Raw genomic sequence first — 14930 nt, 5'->3', positions numbered from 1 at the left:
GGGGGCAAGCCGCGATTCTAGCCGGGCGCGGGGCCTAGAGCTCGATCCACCAGCAGCCGGCGTGGCGGCGCAGCAGGAAGTCGGTGCGCACGGCGCCGGCGTCGGCCATGCCGGCCGCCTGCTCGACCCGGAGCGCGCGCGGCGGCGCCGGCGGCTGGCCGTCGGCCCGGGGCGGCGCGTCGGAGACGAACTCCACCGAGACCATCGGGCGGCTGGCGATCGCCTCGAGGCTGTCCATCAGGTAGCGCCCGGCGCCGGCGCTGGTGCCGGCCCAGTGGTAGTGGGTGGCGAGTCGGTTGACGTCGCGCGCCTCGAGCGCACCGCGCACGCCCAGGCGCAGTGCCTCGAGACTGCGCGCGCAGCCCTCGGCGGTGCTGCCGGTGCCGGAGACGACGCCCCGGGCGCTGGCCACCGGCGGGGGCGGCGCCTGCCGCTCCACCGCGCCCTGCGAGCGGCAGGGCTGGTCGCTGAACACGCTCTGGCCGTCGGCGCCGACGCAGCGGAACACCGCCTGCGCGGCGGCGGGCGCGGGCAGGCACAGGCAGGCAAGCAACAGGAGCGCGGCGCGGGTCACGCCGGAAGGTTAGCGCCGTTTTCAGCCCAGGCGCGAGAGCACGGCCTCGGTGGGCTTGGCCAGGTTCAGCGTATAGAAGTGCAGCTCGGGCGCGCCGCCCTCGAGCAGGCGGCGGCACATGGCCGCCACCGCGTCGGCGGCGAACTCGCGGATCGACTCGGCATCATCGCCGTAGGCCTGCATGCGCTTGGCCATCCAGCGCGGGATCTCGGCGCCGCAGGCTTCCGAGAAGCGCCGCAGCTGGCTGAAGTTCGAGATCGGCATGATGCCGGGGATCACCGGGATGCCGACGCCGGCCGCGCGCACGTCGTCGACGAAGCGGAAATAGGCATCGGCGTTGAAGAAATACTGGGTGATGGCCGAATCGGCGCCGGCGTCGACCTTGGCCTTGAAGTGGCGCAGGTCGGCGAGCGCGTCCTCGGCCTGCGGGTGGGTCTCGGGGTAGCAGCCCACTTCGATGCGGAAGTGGTCGCCGTGTTCTTCGCGGATGAAGGCCACCAGGTCGGAGGCGTAGCGGAACTCGCCCATGCGGGCCATGCCCGAAGGCAGGTCGCCGCGCAGCGCAACGATGCGGCGGCAGCCGAGCGCGCGGTAGAGCTGCAGCAGCTCGCGAAGTTCGGCGCGGGTGCCGCCCATGCAGCTCAGGTGCGGCGCGGCGTCGAGGCCGTGGTCCTGGCGCAGGCTGCGCACGGTCTCGGGCGTGTAGCTCAGGGTCGAGCCGCCGGCGCCGAAGGTGACCGACACGAACTGCGGCGCACGCGGCGCCAGGCGCCGGACCGTGCGGTCGAGCTGGGCGCGCTGCTCGTCGTTCTTGGGCGGGTAGAACTCGAGGCTGATGGCGGTCATGGGGTCGGGGCCGTGGCGGATGCCGCCAGTCTATCTCTCCATCCGGATGAAAGTGAAGCAAGGAAAAGAAACGGGGTCAGGTTCACTTCCGGGGCAAGGCAGCGCGGCGGCCCGCCGGGGCGCGCTCCCCGGAAGTGAACCTGACCCCGTTTCTTTTCCCGGCTTTGCGACAATGGCGGCATGAGCATCGAATTGACCGACTTCGCCCGCCGCCGCCTGTTCCCCGGCGACGGCCGCCGCACCGCCATCCAGGACATCACGGCCGAACAGTTCGTCGAGCGCCTCAACGCCGAAGCGCCGGTGGCCGTGCTGCCCGGCTACGCCCCCTTCTGCCGCCTGCACGTGCACCGCAACTGGACCTCGACCCGCTGCTCGGTCATCGCCATCACCGACGCCAACCGCCACCAGCTGCGCAGCGCCTACGAGGCCCGCACGCCGGCCGAGCTGCCGGTGCTGGTCCGCTGGTTCGAAGGTCTGGAGCCGCCGGTGGCCAATTACCTCGTGCCCATCCTCTACAGCCGCGAACAGATGGCGAAGGAGGGCACGCCCATCGCCGCCGACTGGGGCATCGTCGGCTGCCTGTACACCATGGAACCGGCCGAGATCCCGATGGTGCCCATCACCATGATGCGCAACGCCCTGGGCGTGGAAGAAGGCGGCTCGGGCGTGCCCCTCGACCGCGAGGCCTACACCCGCAGCGTCGCCTTCTGGTCCGCGCACGCGAACTGGAGGTAAAGAGCGGTTTGAACACGGATAAGGGCGGATGAACACGGATAAACACGGATAGAGCAAGAGCGATTTGGAGGGCTTTTGCAGGGAATTGCCGATCCGCGGCGAAAGCCCATAAAGAATTGCTTTATCCGTGTTTATCCGTGTTCATCCGCCCTTATCCGTGTTGAACAAAAGAACCCAACAGGAGCCGCAAAAGAAACGGGCGCCCGAAGGCGCCCGTCCAGGTCTCGCGGGTCAGGAAGTGAACCTGACCCCGTTTCTTCGGCTCAGTAGCGGTAGTGCTCGGGCTTGTAGGGGCCTTCGACCGGCACGCCCAGGTAGGCGGCCTGCTCGGCGGTGAGCGTGGTCAGCTTCACGCCGATCTTCTCGAGGTGCAGGCGGGCCACTTCCTCGTCGAGCTTCTTGGGCAGGATGTAGACCTTCTTCTCGTACACGTCCTTGTTGGCCCACAGGTCGATCTGGGCCAGGGTCTGGTTCGAGAACGAGTTCGACATCACGAAGCTGGGGTGGCCGGTGGCGCAGCCCAGGTTCACCAGGCGGCCCTCGGCCAGCAGGAAGATGCTGTTGCCGTTCTTGAAGGTGTACTTGTCGACCTGCGGCTTGATGTTCAGGCGCACGGCGCCCGAATTGTTCAGGCGGTCGACCTGGATCTCGTTGTCGAAGTGGCCGATGTTGCAGACGATGGCCTGGTCCTTCATGGCCTGCATGTGCTCGAGCGTCAGCACGTCCTTGTTGCCGGTGGTGGTGACGTAGATGTCGCCGCGGCCCAGGGTGTTCTCGACGGTGTTGACCTCGAAGCCTTCCATCGCCGCCTGCAGGGCATTGATGGGGTCGATCTCGGTGACGACGACGCGGCAGCCGTAGGCGCGCAGCGAGTGGGCCGAGCCCTTGCCGACGTCGCCGTAGCCGCAGACCACGGCCACCTTGCCGGCCAGCATCACGTCCATCGCGCGCTTGAGGCCGTCGGCCAGCGACTCGCGGCAGCCGTAGAGGTTGTCGAACTTGGACTTGGTGACCGAGTCGTTGACGTTGATGGCCGGGACCAGCAGCTTGCCGGCCTCGAGCATCTGGTAGAGGCGGTGCACGCCGGTGGTGGTCTCCTCGGAGACGCCCTTCCAGTCCTTCACCACGGTGGTCCAGAAGCCCGGGCGCTCCTTGGCGACGCGCTTGAGCAGGTCCTTGATCACCTGCTCCTCGTGCGAACCCGAGGCCGAGTTCACCCAGGTGGTGTCGCCCTGCTCGAGCTCATAGCCCTTGTGGATCAGCAGGGTGACGTCGCCGCCGTCGTCGACCACCAGCTCCGGGCCCTTGCCGCCCGGGAAGCTGATGGCGTCGAGGGTGCAGTCCCAGTACTCCTCCAGGGTCTCGCCCTTCCAGGCGAACACCGGGGTGCCGGACTTGGCGATGGCCGCCGCGGCGTGGTCCTGGGTGGAGAAGATGTTGCAGGAGGCCCAGCGCACGTCGGCGCCGAGGTCCTTGAGGGTCTCGATCAGCACGGCCGTCTGGATGGTCATGTGCAGCGAGCCGGTGACGCGCACGCCCTTGAGCGGCTTGGCGGCGGCGTACTTCTCGCGGATCGACATCAGGCCCGGCATTTCCTGCTCGGCGATATCGATTTCCTTGCGGCCCCAGTCGGCCAGGGACAGGTCGGCGACCTTGAAGTCGTGCTTGAGGTTAACGACAGCGTTCATTGGGTATAGCTCCGTTAGGTGCGAGCGGCGCATGGTCTGTAGGAGGGCCTTCAGGCCCGACACGCCGACTCGGTTAAACGGGCGCCGTTGGTACGGGTGACCCCGGCCGAGCCTGATCCCTTGCCTGCGTTGCGCGGGCCGGGCTTGCAGCGCCCCTCGGCGGGGTGGCCCTTGCGGGCCGTCGCTGATTATATCGCCGCTTCGCGATGGAGGGATGAACGGGGCGGGGCTGCAAAAGGAAACGGGCCGCTTTCGCGGCCCGTTTGCCCTCTCCCCGGCCCTCTCCCGCAAGCGGGAGAGGGGGTGGGGCGATTACTTCTTCTTGCCGGCGACCGGCTTGTCGAGGCCGGCGGCCTTGCGCAGGGCGTCGGCGCGGTCGGTCTTCTCCCAGGAGAAGGCGGTGGCCGTGTGCTTCTTGCCCTTGCCGTCGGTGTAGGTCACCTGGAACGGCTTGCGGCCGAAGTGGCCGTAGCTGCTTGCCGGTGCCGAAGGTGGTGACCGAGATCGAGGTCGGCTCGGCCACGCCGATGGCGTAGGAGACCTGCACTTCGCACTTGTCGGCCAGGCCGGCGGCCACGATGTTCTTGGCCACGTAGCGCGCGGCGTAGGCGGCCGAACGGTCGACCTTCGACGGATCCTTGCCCGAGAACGCGCCGCCGCCGTGGCGGGCCATGCCGCCGTAGGTGTCGACGATGATCTTGCGGCCGGTCAGGCCGGCGTCGCCCACCGGGCCGCCGATCACGAAGTTGCCGGTCGGGTTGATGTGGATCTTCGACTTGGGCAGCGCCTTGAGCCACGCCTTCGGCAGCACCGGCTCGAGGATGTGCTTCATCACGCCCGCGACGATGTCCTTGTGCTTGATGCCCGGGTCATGCTGCGTGGACAGCACGACGGCGTCGAGGCCGACGATCTTGTTGCCGTCGTAGCGCAGGGTGACCTGGCTCTTGGCGTCCGGGCGCAGCCACTTGAGCTTGCCGCTCTTGCGGACCTTGGCCTGCTGCTCGACCAGGCGGTGCGAGTAGTAGATGGCGGCCGGCATGTACTCCGGCGCCTCGTTGCAGGCGTAGCCGAACATCAGGCCCTGGTCGCCAGCGCCCTGTTCTTCCGGCTTCTTGCGGTCCACGCCCTGGTTGATGTCCGGGGACTGCTTGCCAATCATGTTGACGATGGCGCAGGTGTGGCCGTCGAAGCCGACGTTCGAGTTGTCGTAGCCGATGTCGTTGATGACGCCGCGGGCCAGCGCCTCGATGTCGACCCAGGCGGTGGTGGTGATCTCGCCCGCGACGATGGCCGCGCCGGTCTTCACCAGGGTCTCGCAGGCCACGCGGGCCTTCGGGTCCTGGGTGAGGATCGCGTCCAGCACCGCATCGGAGATCTGGTCGGCCATCTTGTCCGGGTGGCCTTCGGAGACCGACTCGGAGGTGAAGAGGTAGCTGGACATTCGTGCTTATATCCTTTGATTGCGATGAAAGGATGGGTGGAGGGGCGGCATGATACACCCCCCGGCCCCGGGGTGCATCCTGCGCCCGCAAGGGTTTCCTGATTGTTAAGCCCCCGGGCCGGCGCCTGTCACCGGCCTGACGCCTGCGGGTAACCGGCCTGCAAGGCGCGACGCCCAAGCTGCGCGGCATCGCCCCCGCCGGATGCCCGCATGCGTGACCTCCAGGCCCAGCTCGCCGAACGTTTCCCCCGCTGGTTCACCGGCCCGCGCGCCCGCCTTGCCGCGCCCCTGGCGCGCGGCCTCGGCCGCTGGTCGCGCCTGCCCGAGGCCGCCGACTTCCTCGAGGCCCACGGCCACCTGCGCGGCCTGGCCTTCGTGGAGGTCGCGCTGCGCTACCTGGACGTGCGCTACACGGTCGACCAGGTCGAGCGCGAGCGCATTCCCGAGACCGGTCGCCTGCTGGTCGTCGCCAACCATCCCTGCGGCGCGCTCGACGCGCTGGCCCTGCTGCACCTGGTGGGCAGCGTGCGCCCCGACGTGCGCGTGCTGGCCAACGACCTGCTGGCGGCGGTGACGCCCCTGCGCGAGCTGATGCTGCCCCTGCGCATCCTCGGTGGCCGCCCCACGCCCGAGTCGCTGCGGGCCGTCGAGGACGCGCTGGCTCAGGAGCAGTGCGTGATCGTCTTCCCGGCCGGCGAAGTCTCGCGCCTGGGCTGGCGCGGCGTGCGCGACGACCGCTGGCGGCGCGGTTTCCTGCGTTTCGCCCGCGGCAGCGGCGCGCCGGTGCTGCCGGTGCGCGTGCAGGCGCGCAACTCGGCCTTGTTCTACGGCGTGTCGGCCCTGCACAAGGCCGCGGCCACCGCGCTGCTGCCGCGCGAGCTCTTCAGCCGCCGCGGCAGCCGCATCCATCTGCGCGTGGGGCAGGCGCAGCACATCGAAGCGGGCGAGACGGATGCCACGGCACTGGCGCGCGTGCGCCGCGCGCTGGCGAGCATCGGCTCGCGGCGCGAGTCGGGCGCCGGTGGCCCCGAGCCCATCGCCCACGCGGTCGATCGCCGCCTGCTCGTGCGCGAGCTGGCCCGGCTGCCCCTGTTGGGCAGCACGCCCGACGGCAAGCGCATCCACGCCGGGCGGCTGGCGCCGGACTCGCCGCTGCTGCAGGAAATCGGCCGCCTGCGTGAACTCACCTTCCGCGCCGCCGGCGAAGGCACCGGCAAGCGCCTGGACATCGACGCCTACGACGCCTGGTACGACCACCTCGTGCTCTGGGACCCGGAGGCGCTGGAGATCGCCGGCGGCTACCGCGTGGCGCCGGGCGAACGGGTGTTCGCCGAACGCGGCGTGGCGGGTTTCTACACCGCCTCGCTGTTCAAGTACCCGTGCAGCCTGCTGCCGCGGCTCGCCCAGGGCATGGAGCTGGGCCGCAGCTTCGTGGCGCCCGCCTACCAGGGCAGCCGCAGCCTCGACTACCTCTGGCACGGCATCGGCGCCTACCTGCGCCACCAGCCGGGCGTGCGCTACCTGTTCGGGCCGGTGTCGATCAGCGCCGCGCTGCCGCTGCCGGCGCGCGAGCAGATGGTGGCCTACTACGCGCGCTACTTCGGCGACGGCCGCGACGGCGTGGCGGCGAACCAGCCCTTCCGCTTCCTGGCCGCGCCGCCGGACTTCGGCCCGCTGGGCGCCGAGGAGGCCTTCCGCCTGCTCAAGGCCAACCTCGGCGCGCTCGGCACCCGCGTGCCGACGCTCTACAAGCAGTACACCGAGCTGTGCGAACCGGGCGGCGCCCGCTTCCTGGCCTTTGGCGTGGACCCCGACTTCAACCACTCGGTCGACGGCCTGATCGAACTCGACCTGGCCCGCATCCAGGCCCGCAAACGCGGCCGCTACCTCGGCGACGAGCGGCGCCGGCTCGCCGGCCCGGAGGCCGCGTGAGCGCCGCGGCCCCGCACCGGGCCGTGTTCATCTCCGACGTGCACCTCGGTTCGGGCAACTGCCATGCCGCCGAGCTGGCCGCCTTCCTGGGCGGGCTGCGCACGCGCCGGCTCTACCTCGTAGGCGACATCGTGGATCTGTGGTGGATGGCGCAGCGCCGAGCGGCTTGGGGCGCCGACCAGCACCGCGTGGTCGAGGCCCTGCACGCGCTGGCGCGCGCCGGCACCGAGCTGGTCTACGTGCCGGGCAACCGCGGCTTCAACCGCCTGCGCCGGCGCCTGGGCCTGCGCTACTGGTCGCTGGCGGACTTCCTGAAGTCCAGGAGCGGCGCCGCCGAACGCTACATCGCCCGCTTCGTGCAGGCCGGCCTGGACGACGCGCGCCGGCGCGGGCTCGACGGCATCGTCTGCGGCCACATCCACCGCGCCGCCCTGGTCGAGCGCGACGGCCTGGTCTACGCCAACGACGGCGACTGGGTCGAAAGCCTCACCGCCCTGGCCGAGCAGCCCGACGGCAGCCTGGTGCTGCTGCGCCACGACGGCGCCGAGCTGGCGCGGCTGCCGTCGCGCCGGCCCCGCCCGGAGCGGCTCTCAGAAGCTGCGTGACAGCTGCAACTCCCAGGCATGGCGGATGCGGTGCATGCTGTCGGCCTCCACCGGCCAGGCGGACGAACCCGACACCGACCAGTCGTCGTTGATCCGCCAGCCGGCGCCGATGCCGGCCAGTACGTAGTTGTGCCGCAACAGCCGGTCGTGCTGGTACCACAGCTCCGACCACGGCACGCGCCCGGCCAGGTCCGACGGTTTGATGCCCTGGGACTGGCGTGCGTTCGAGAACAGGCTCAACGACCAGGACGGCGACACGTCCCAACGCAGCGATGCGCGGTAGTGCTGCCGGTCGAGGTCGTAGTCGAGCACTTCTTCCACGAACTCATACCCGTAGCCCAGCGACCAGTGCAGGTTCGACCGGCCGAAACGACGACCGATGTCGGCGCCCAGCCGCAGCGAGCGCAGCCGGCGCCCGGGCGCGGCGCTGGCGAAGAAGACGTAGTCGTGGCTGGGCCAGGTGAGCACGGCGTGCGGCTGCAGCTTCAGCCCGCGCCAGTGGCCGTGGTGGGTCACGCCCAGCTGCCAGTCCTGCCAGGCGCCGTGCCAGTCGCCGTCGTCGATGAAGGCGCTCTGGCGGGGCTGGGCGAGGAAAGCGACGTTGTGCACGCCGGGATCGCCGACGGAGCGTTTGTCCACGAAGGGGATCGACAGCTGCAGCGACCAGCGCTCCGCCAGCCGGTAGTCGAGCGAGAGCAGCAGGTTTCGCGTGTCGGTGCTCACTCCCGGCGTTGCATTGCCGCTGCCGTCGACATTGCCGTCGGTTCGGATGGACTGGAAACCCACCGAGATCCGGCCGCGGGCCGCAGGCTCGTCCGGAGAGAGTTCGAGCAGGTCGACGCCGTCGGCGCAGGCCAGCGTCGGCAGCAGCGCAGCCAGGCAAACGATGCGCAGGCATGGCGTGGTCGGGGCCATGGTCAATCCTTGAGAAGGCGATTGAGCGCACCCAGCCAGGTGCCGACGCTGGCGCTGCCGCGCACGTACGCGCGGCTGGCGTCGCCACCGTCGCGCGGAGGCTTGCCCGGCGCCACGAGCAGTCGCCGCGCGGGGCTGCGGTCGCCGAGCAGCGAGGCCAGGGTGGCCGCATGCGCATCGTCCGCCACGACCACGTCGAAGGACTGGCTGGCGAAGGCTTCGCTGGCATGGCTGGCGTCGGTGGCCACGGAAACCTTGTGGCCGGCGCGGGCGAGGCCCCGGTAGATCGCGATGCGTTCGTCGCTGGGCATGCCATCGGGCTCGAACACCAGGATGGTCGCCGGTCGCGGCGCCAGGTAGCCCTCGTAGCGCAGCCCCTCGCCCATGTTGAAGATGCCTTCGCCGCAGGCGAGGGCCGCGGGGGCGGCCAGCGCGGCGGCCAGGGCCAGGGGGATCGACTTCAGGTGGCGCATGTCCTGCTCCTTTGCGGGGGTTCCGCCTGCCTATTCGGCATCAACGCGCGCTGATTACCGGTTCGGTCACGGCGGCGACCGGCGGGCTCACGCTCAGGGCGAACAGCAGCAGGGAGCCGGAGGTGCCGCGCAGGTCGAGGCAGCGCACGGGGCGGTCGGGGTGCGGGTTGGGCAGCCGTGGCGCCGCGGCGACGGTGGTGGTGAAGCCCATGGCCGACCGCGGCGCCCTCGCGGTGAAGGCCAGCGGCACGAGGTGGTCGCGGCCACCGTAACCCTGCAGCTCGCGGGTTGCCCGCAGGGGCAGCGTGGCCGTGCCGCCATCGGCGTAATGGAAGACAAGCTCGGCCAGGGCGCGCGGGCGTGTCTCGGGACTGGGCAGCGAAGGAAGGGCCAGCACGTGGGCCGCTTGCACCTGCGGGTCGGGTACCGGGACGCATTGGCCAAGGCCTGCAGCCCCGACATCGGCCATGCCGCGGATATCGAAGTCGACGCCGCCGATGTGCTGCCGTCCCGCCGGCCAGGGCCGGAGGAAGGGCTTGACGGCCGAGGCACTGTTGCGGACGGCATCGGGCCCCACGGCATAAACGCCGGTGAGGTCGAGTGCCGTGGCCGGCGTGTCCGCCGAGCGGGCCGGGATCGGTGAGCCGTCGTCGTGGCCGTGGCCCGCCAGCGCCGGTGCCGGGCGCTGCGTCGCGGCCAGCCAGGGCCCGGGGTCGCCGCCGCGCAGCAGGCGACGTTCGGCGTCGGTAGGCAAGGTCAGCAGCGTCGATGCGTGTCGCGAGGTCGCCAGCCAGTCGAGTTGTCCCGCGAGGGCCGGGTCCATGTCGGCGGCAACGACCGGCCAGCGGGCGGCGGAATGCACGGTGCGCGCGAACAGCCGCCGGCCCTCGTCCACGAAGGCCAGGTCGAAGATGCCGTCGAGCGGCGGCGCGCCGAGCCCCAGCGTCCGGCCGACCGGGACCCCGGCGACGTCGTGCAGCTGCACGCCATGGCGTCCCGAGACCGCCACCATCTGGCCGTCGCCGCGTGCGGCCAGCGCACCGAGGCTGGCGTCGCTGGCATCGGCCTGGCGCGCCACCGGCCGCAGACCGCCATCGGCGGCGACGATCGCGTGCGAGCCTTCGCCGGCAACGAAGGCGCGGCCGTTGGCAAGGCCGGCGACGGCAAAGGGACGATTGGGAAGCTCGCGCACCAGCGCCGCGTCCTCGTCGCCGGGATGCCAGCGACGCAGGCTGTCGCGGCCCAATCTCGGGTCTGGCGCCCGGGTAAGCAACCAAAGTCCCGATTGCCCGGGAATGGCCGACGCAGAGACCACCGGCTCGAAGGGGTCGTGGGCCCACTCACCCAGCTTTTCCAGCCCTTCGGTCGAAAACACCACGGTGGCTCCCTCGGCGGGCCCGACCGCGAGCAGGCGGCGACCCCCGTCCAGCCATCCCAGCTGGAGCAGGGGACCGTCCAGCGTCGCCTCGCCGGGAAGCGCGGCGCCGGCTTCCAGGTCCAGGAGCAGCAGGCGTTCGGCGAAGCCGGCGTGGCTTCGGGCCGGGAATACGAGCAGGACGCGCCGGCCATCGGGATGGAACAGGAATCGCTGGGGCGTGGCCGGCAAGGCAAGGGGCGGACCGACCGGCTCGAGGCTGCCGGCGTGGTGGCGATGCAACTGGTTGCCGACGATCGACACGATCCAGCGCGCGTCCGGACCGAGTTCGCTGAAGCCGGGCGGACCGGGGAGCCTCAGCCAGGGGCCGGCGTCGCCCCGGCCATCCATGATGCGGACGCGGTCCCAGGACACGTCCACCACGCGCCCCGCGTCGAAGGAAGGCTGCTCGGCGACCTGGCGCGCCAGCGAGGCGGGAAGGAAGGGGCCGGCCGGGAGTCGCCAGAGCCTGAGCGCACCCTCGTGGCCGGCGCTCACGAGCAGGCCTTCCCGGTTCCAGGCCTGGGCGAAGGGACCCGCCGCGTCGTGCGGTGCCGGCGGCAGGCCGATGCGTATCGGCGCCAGCGCACGCGGACCTTCCATGGCGGGCAGGCGCCACAGTGCGCGTTGTCCCTGCCCGGAGGCGACGACCAGGCGCTGGTGGCGGTCGACGCCGACATGGCTGAGCGCGAACCCATGGTCCATGCTGCCGCTGACCAGAGGGTCGCCGCTCGCGGCGTCGAAGGCATGGGCACGGCCGTCCGTGGCTGCCGAAACCAGCCAGGCGCCGTCCTCGCTGAAATCGACCCAGGTCACTTCGCGGCCCCGCGCGGAAGGGAGCGCGCGCAGGGCGCCGTCCGGCAGGTCGAACACGTACAGGCGGCCTTCGTCATCACCCAATGCGACGCGCGTCCCCCCGGCGTCGAAGGTCCACGCGGTGACGCGCGCGCCGTGCGGCAGCACGAGTTCCCTCGCCACCGCGAGCGTGTCGAGGCGCAGCACCTGCAGGCGGCGCTGGTCCCGGTCCAGGGCCAGCCCCAGGCGTCCGTCGCGCGACAGGCGCCAGGCCAGGTTCCGGCCGTCGCCGGTCGGCGCGACGCGGGGGGAGAGGGGCTCCCAGGGCGCGGTCCGCCAGGCCTGCACCCGGCCTTCCCGGTCGCGCAGCAGCGCGATGCGGCCGTCGTCGCTGAAGGCCGCGTCGCTGAAACCGGTGAACGCCGCGGGGGGTTCGACCAGCCTGCCTTGTTCGAGGTCGAGCAACCAGGTGTCGCCGTCGGTGGGATTGGGCAGCGTGCGATACCACTCCTGCGTCGCGAGCAGGTGCCGCGAGCCGGCGTAGCGCAGCCGCACCGTCGCACGCAGCTCGCCGCCGGAGCTGCGGCGCTCCCCCAGGTCGATGCGGCCGCGTTCGCGCAGGCTGGCGCCGTCGTACCAGCGCACGCTGCGGTCGCCGAAGGCGATCGCGAATTCCTGGCCGTCCGGCGCCATCGCGACGGCCAGGGGCGTGGCGTCGGCCACCAGGCCGGCGTCCACCAGTCGCGCGCCCTGGCCCAGCAGCAGGCCCAGCCGCAGCCGGTCGCCCTCGGCGTCCCCGCCGGCGGCCTGCTGTTCCTCGATGTTCTGAAGCAGGCGGCGTGCGGCCTCCCAGCCCTCGCCTTCGGCTTCCAGCTGCAGCGCGGCTTCCCGGCGCCCCTCCCACAGGCGTTCGCTGGCGACGCGGGCATGTTCCTCGGCGCGGCCCCACTGGTGCGTGGTGGTGACCAGGCCGGTCACCAGTGCGGCGACCGCCATCGCCGACACCGCGGCCAGCCGCGGCTCGCGTTCGGCCCAGCGGCCGATGCGCTGCCATCGGTTCAGCGGCCGCGCCTGCACGCTGCGATGCTCGAGGAATCGGCCCAGGTCGTCGGCCAGCGCGCGCGCGGTCGGGTAGCGCTCGCCCGGCTCCTTGCGCAGGCAGCGCAGGCAGATCGCCTCGAGGTCGGCCGGGATGCGTGCATGGCGCGACAGCCGGCGCACGGTGCCGTTGAGCACGTTGCCCAGGATCTCGTGCGGATCGCTGCCGGTGAACGGCGGGACGCCGGTGAGCATCTCGTAGAGGATCGCGCCCATGCCCCAGATGTCGGTGGCCGCCGAGAGCCGGCTGCTCCGCACCTGGGCCTGCTCGGGCGCCATGTAGCTGGGCGTGCCCGACACCTGTTCGTTCTCGACGCTCGGCGCTTGCCCCAGTCGCCTGGCCAGTCCGAAGTCGGTGACCAGGGCCTCGCCGCGCGAATCGAGCAGTACGTTGCCTGGCTTGAGGTCCAGGTGCAGCACGCCCATGCGATGGGCGTAGTCGACGGCCTCGGCAATCGTGCGCAGCAGGCCTGCCGCTTCCTGGGCCGGCAGCGTGTGCCGGCGCCTGAGCGTTTCGGCCAGGCTTTCGCCGCGCACCAGCTGCATCACGTAGAAGATCAGCCCGTCCTGCTCGCCCATCTCGTAGACGGCGACGATGTTCGGGTGCTGCAGTCCGGCGGCGTTCCTGGCCTCGCGCCGGAAACTGGCGATGAATTCGTCCGAGGCCCAGGGGCCGGCGGAGAGCAGCTTGAGCGCCACCTCGCGTTCGAGCGTCTTCTGCCAGGCACGGTAGACCACGCCCATGCCGCCCTGGCCAACCAGCTCCTGCAGCTGGTAGTCGCCCAGTTCGCTCTGCGCGGGATCCGACAGGTCGAGCTCGAGGGCCTCCGGCGGCAGGAAAGCGAGGTGGGTGGCCTGCGGCCGCGCGCCCGCGGCACGCCCCGGCTCGCTGCCGAAGGCCAGCCGGGCCAGGCCCGGGTCGAGCCACCAGCGTTCGCCCGGGCCCTTGCCGTCGTTCATGGCGGCAGTTCGCCCAGCGATTGCATCAGCGCCGCGCGTTCGGCCGCCATGTCCTCGGCGCTGGCCAGCGTCTGCCCGAGCTCCTCGTCCACCAGTTCGCGGTAGCGCTGGCGCAGGCGGCGGACGGCCAGCGAAACGAACATCGGCCGCAGTCCCAGCCGCGAGGCCACGGCGTCGTAGTCGCCCGGCCGCGGCTCGCTGGCCAGGAAGCGCGCCAGCGCCTCGAACATCGCCAGGTGGCCGGCCTCGATCGCTTCCGTGCGCAAGCGCTGGTGCGCGGCGCCCAGCACTTCGAGCGCGAAGCCACGGCGCAGGATGTCCTCGGGCGAGCCGGGTGGCTGCAGGTCCTGCTGGTGGCGCTGTTCGAGCTGCTCGAGCGCGGGCGCGTCGATGCCCGCGTCGGGCGTGGCGCGCGCCGCGTCGCTGGAGAGGAATCGATGCAGTTCGGACAGCAGGAACAAGCGGAAGCGACCCTGGCGCTGCATCGCCTGCCGGGCCAGGCCCTCGGAGACCACGCTGTCGAAGAAGGCCCGCGCCAGCTCGTGCGCGAGCCCTGGTGCGTGGCCGCTGCGCCGCAGGTAGGCGTAGACCGGATACCAGTAGCGCAGGCAAAGCGTGAGCAGCGAGGCGCGCGCTGTCGGCGCGTCGTGGCCGGCGGCATCGATCACCAGCGACCAGCGCGTGGTGGCGAAGCCGCCGGTGGGATCCGGCGCGGCCATCAGGCCAGCTCCAGGCCGGCCTGGCCGCGGACCAGGGCCTGCCGGAGGGTGGCCAGCTCGACGGCGGCAGATTCCGGGCCATCGGTCTGGTCGGCGATTTCCTCGCGCACCAGTTCGCGCAGGCGCAGGCGGAGCCGGTGCACGGACACCGCCAGCGTATTGGCGCGCATGCCCAGCGTGTCGGCGAGTTCCCGGTATTCGCTGGCCTCGGCCGGCTCGGCCAGGAAGGGCGAGAGGCGGGAGAAGAGTTGCCCGCGACCGGCCTTCTCCGCCTCGGCGGCCAGGCGCTCGAAGGCACGCTGCAGCACGGTGGCGGCCCAGGCGCGCTCGAAAGCCGCCTCGGGCGAGAGCGCGAGTTCGTCGCCGACGTCGTCGAGCGCGTCTTCGCCGGCGTGCCGGCTGCCGCCGCCGCGCTTGAGCGTGCGGGCGGCGTCGCGCTGGTCGAGCAGGAAACGCTTGAGCGCGGTGAGCAGGAAGCTGCGGAACCGACCGCGCGCGGGATCGGCGCGGGCATCCCAGCGCCGTTCCAGCAGGCGGGCGAAGAACTCCTGGGTCAGGTCCTCGGCGTCGGCGGCGCCATGGCCGCTGCAGCGCACGTAGCTGAGCACCGGGCTGCGGTAGGCGCGGCAGATCTCCTCGAGCGCGGGCCGCGCCGTTTCCGGCGCGCCGCGCGCATCGAGGATCAGGCTCCATCGTGTCGTCGCGAAACGGCTCATGCGGCTCCCCGTGTCTGCC

At 71.5% G+C, this 14930-nt stretch carries 11 protein-coding genes, 1 pseudogene and 1 riboswitch; of the genes and pseudogenes, 3 read left to right on the top strand and 9 right to left on the bottom strand.

Annotated elements, in window-relative coordinates; all coding sequences use genetic code 11:
- Positions 1 to 34: 34 nt before the first annotated feature.
- Both ABS41_RS02200 and metF read right to left on the bottom strand, forming a co-directional pair.
- Entirely contained in the window at positions 35 to 574 is a 540-nt protein-coding gene (locus ABS41_RS02200) for a DUF4124 domain-containing protein (RefSeq protein WP_290589887.1), read from the bottom strand.
- 21 nt (positions 575 to 595) lie between these two features.
- Positions 596 to 1420, bottom strand: coding sequence for a methylenetetrahydrofolate reductase [NAD(P)H] (gene metF, locus ABS41_RS02195; RefSeq protein WP_290589885.1), 825 nt, complete (start codon positions 1418 to 1420; stop codon positions 596 to 598).
- Positions 1421 to 1600: 180 nt separating this feature from the next.
- Here metF and ABS41_RS02190 point away from each other — a divergent pair, with 180 nt between their 5' ends.
- Positions 1601 to 2155: a DUF3228 family protein gene (locus ABS41_RS02190; protein WP_290589881.1), complete on the top strand. Its 555-nt coding sequence runs from the start codon at positions 1601 to 1603 to the stop codon at positions 2153 to 2155.
- 263 nt (positions 2156 to 2418) lie between these two features.
- On the opposite strand, the gene ahcY is transcribed toward ABS41_RS02190, so the two are convergent.
- Together ahcY and metK are read right to left on the bottom strand one after the other, a co-directional pair.
- A complete protein-coding gene (gene ahcY / locus ABS41_RS02185) occupies positions 2419 to 3843 on the bottom strand; it encodes an adenosylhomocysteinase (RefSeq protein ID WP_290589878.1) in 1425 nt (474 codons plus the stop codon).
- Positions 3844 to 3915: 72 nt separating this feature from the next.
- A riboswitch (S-adenosyl-L-homocysteine riboswitch) is annotated at positions 3916 to 4007 on the bottom strand.
- Positions 4008 to 4155: 148 nt separating this feature from the next.
- Positions 4156 to 5284, bottom strand: a pseudogene (gene metK, locus ABS41_RS02180) (methionine adenosyltransferase).
- A 210-nt stretch (positions 5285 to 5494) separates the two neighbouring features.
- Between metK and ABS41_RS02175 the strand changes: the two are divergent.
- Both ABS41_RS02175 and ABS41_RS02170 read left to right on the top strand, forming a co-directional pair.
- Positions 5495 to 7216: a lysophospholipid acyltransferase family protein gene (locus tag ABS41_RS02175; RefSeq protein ID WP_290589876.1), complete on the top strand. Its 1722-nt coding sequence runs from the start codon at positions 5495 to 5497 to the stop codon at positions 7214 to 7216.
- Entirely contained in the window at positions 7213 to 7821 is a 609-nt protein-coding gene (locus ABS41_RS02170; RefSeq protein ID WP_290589874.1) for a UDP-2,3-diacylglucosamine diphosphatase, read from the top strand. Before ABS41_RS02175 ends, ABS41_RS02170 begins: the two co-directional genes overlap by 4 nt.
- Here the strand turns inward: ABS41_RS02170 and ABS41_RS02165 are convergent.
- The 5 genes from ABS41_RS02165 to ABS41_RS02145 are packed head-to-tail and all read right to left on the bottom strand — an operon-like array spanning position 7807 to position 14911.
- Positions 7807 to 8736, bottom strand: coding sequence for a hypothetical protein (locus ABS41_RS02165; protein ID WP_290589871.1), 930 nt, complete (start codon positions 8734 to 8736; stop codon positions 7807 to 7809). The two genes, ABS41_RS02170 and ABS41_RS02165, sit on opposite strands and share 15 nt — an antisense overlap.
- Positions 8737 to 8738: 2 nt before the next feature.
- A complete protein-coding gene (locus ABS41_RS02160; RefSeq protein WP_290589869.1) occupies positions 8739 to 9209 on the bottom strand; it encodes a hypothetical protein in 471 nt (156 codons plus the stop codon).
- A gap of 40 nt (positions 9210 to 9249) precedes the next feature.
- Positions 9250 to 13476, bottom strand: a complete 4227-nt coding sequence (locus ABS41_RS02155; RefSeq protein ID WP_290589866.1) for a serine/threonine-protein kinase — start codon at positions 13474 to 13476, stop codon at positions 9250 to 9252.
- Positions 13473 to 14195, bottom strand: a complete 723-nt coding sequence (locus tag ABS41_RS02150) for a hypothetical protein (RefSeq protein ID WP_290589864.1) — start codon at positions 14193 to 14195, stop codon at positions 13473 to 13475. Before ABS41_RS02150 ends, ABS41_RS02155 begins: the two co-directional genes overlap by 4 nt.
- Positions 14195 to 14911, bottom strand: a complete 717-nt coding sequence (locus ABS41_RS02145; protein WP_290589862.1) for a sigma-70 family RNA polymerase sigma factor — start codon at positions 14909 to 14911, stop codon at positions 14195 to 14197. The genes ABS41_RS02150 and ABS41_RS02145 overlap by 1 nt, the downstream gene beginning before the upstream one ends.
- Positions 14912 to 14930 lie beyond the last annotated feature (19 nt).

Source organism: Arenimonas sp. SCN 70-307, from assembly GCF_001724815.1.
Taxonomy (GTDB): Bacteria; Pseudomonadota; Gammaproteobacteria; order Xanthomonadales; family Xanthomonadaceae; genus Arenimonas.
This window is presented reverse-complemented; position numbering and strand designations above follow the sequence as displayed.